1 protein-coding gene is annotated in these 1781 nt (G+C 66.3%); it reads left to right on the top strand.

What is annotated here, in order from left to right; translation table 11 throughout:
* On the top strand, positions 1–1781 hold a 1781-nt coding region (locus BUC08_RS24085; RefSeq protein ID WP_073194650.1), incomplete at both ends, for an acyclic terpene utilization AtuA family protein.

Below are 1781 nucleotides of genomic sequence, written 5' to 3'. Positions count from 1 at the left end.
ATATGTCGGATCGACAACTGCGCATCGGGTGCGCTTCGGGTTTCTGGGGTGACACGCCGGAGGCCATTGGCCAGTTGGTGTCCAAGGGCGACATCGACTATCTGGTGTTCGATTACCTGGCCGAGGTGACGATGTCGCTGATGGCGCGGGCGCGGGCGAAGACGCCGGAGGCGGGCTTTGCGCCGGATTTCGTCAAGGCGCTGGTGCCGTGGCTTGAAGATATCAAGGCCAGGGGGATCAAGGTGGTGGCCAATGCCGGCGGGGTGAACCCGCGCGGTTGCCGCGACGCGCTCGCCAGGGCTGCCGCCGAGGCGGGGGTCGAGCTGTCCATCGGTGTCGTGCTGGGCGACGACCTCATGGAGCGCGCGGACGCGATCCGCGACCGCGGCGTGACCGAAATGTTTTCCGGCGTGGCCTTTCCGGACGAAATCTGGAGCATGAACGCCTATCTGGGCGCACGCCCCATCGCGACGGCGCTGGACGCCGGCGCCGACATCGTGATCACCGGTCGCTGCGCCGACAGTGCCGTGGCGCTAGGCCCCTTAATGCACGAATTCGGCTGGAAAGACGAAGATTGGGACAAGCTCAGCCAGGGGTCCCTGGCGGGCCATCTGATCGAATGCGGCCCGCAGGGGACGGGGGGCAATTTCACCGACTGGCAGGACGTATCGGGCTGGGACGACATGGGGATGCCCATCGTCGAGGTGTCCGAAGACGGCAGTTTTGTCATGACCAAGACGGCCGATACCGGCGGTCTGGTGTCGCCCGGTTCGGCCGGCGAACAGATGCTCTATGAAATCGGCGATCCCCGGGCCTATCTGCTGCCCGACGTGATCTGCGACTGGTCCGGTGTCACGCTCGAACAGATCGGCCCCGATCGGGTGCGGGTCATGGGCGGCAAGGGGCTGGGGCGCACCGGCAGCTACAAGGTGTCGGCGACCTATGCCGACGGCTGGCGCGCGGTCACCACCCTGACGCTCGCCGCCATCGACGCCCCGGCCAAGGCCGAGCGCGTGGCCGAGGCGATCCTGACCCGCTGCCGCCGGATTTTCCGCAACAAGAACCTGGGCGATTTCCGGCAGGTGAGCGTCGAGGTTCTGGGCGCCGAAGCCGCCTATGGCGCCAACGCCCGCGCCCGGACCCGCGAAGTGGTGCTCAAGATCGGCGTGGCACATGAGGAGCGCAGCGCGCTGAACATCTTTGCCGGTGAAATCGCGCCAATGGCCATTTCCACTGCGCAGGGTCTGACCGGGTTCTACGCCGGACGGCCCAAGGTACAGCCGGTGGTGCGGCTGTTTTCCTTCCTGCAGGACAAGGCCGACACGCCCGTTGCGGTCGAGGTCGATGGCAAGGATGTGCCAGTCACCGTCGCCACCAGGGAGGTGCGGCTTGATCCGCCCGCCACGCCGCCGGCCGACAGCCGCGACGCGGGCCCCGATGCCGTCAAGGTGCGCCTGGTCGAACTGGCCTGGGGCCGTTCGGGCGACAAGGGCGACATCGCCAATATCGGTATCATGGCCCGCAAGCCCGATTACCTGCCCTACATCCGATCCGCCCTCACCGAAGACGCGGTGAAAACCTATTTCGCCCACCTGTGCAACGGCCCGGTCGAACGCTTCGATCTGCCCGGAAGCCATGCGCTGAACTTCCTGCTGCATGAGTCCCTCGGCGGCGGCGGCATCGCCTCGGTCCGCATCGACCCCCAGGGCAAGGGCTTCGCACAAATGCTCCTCGACATCGAAATCCCCGTACCGGCAAAACTCGCCGAAAATGACGGGTTT

The sequence above is a fragment of the Pseudosulfitobacter pseudonitzschiae genome (assembly GCF_900129395.1).
GTDB lineage: Bacteria > Pseudomonadota > Alphaproteobacteria > Rhodobacterales > Rhodobacteraceae > Pseudosulfitobacter > Pseudosulfitobacter pseudonitzschiae.
This window is presented reverse-complemented; position numbering and strand designations above follow the sequence as displayed.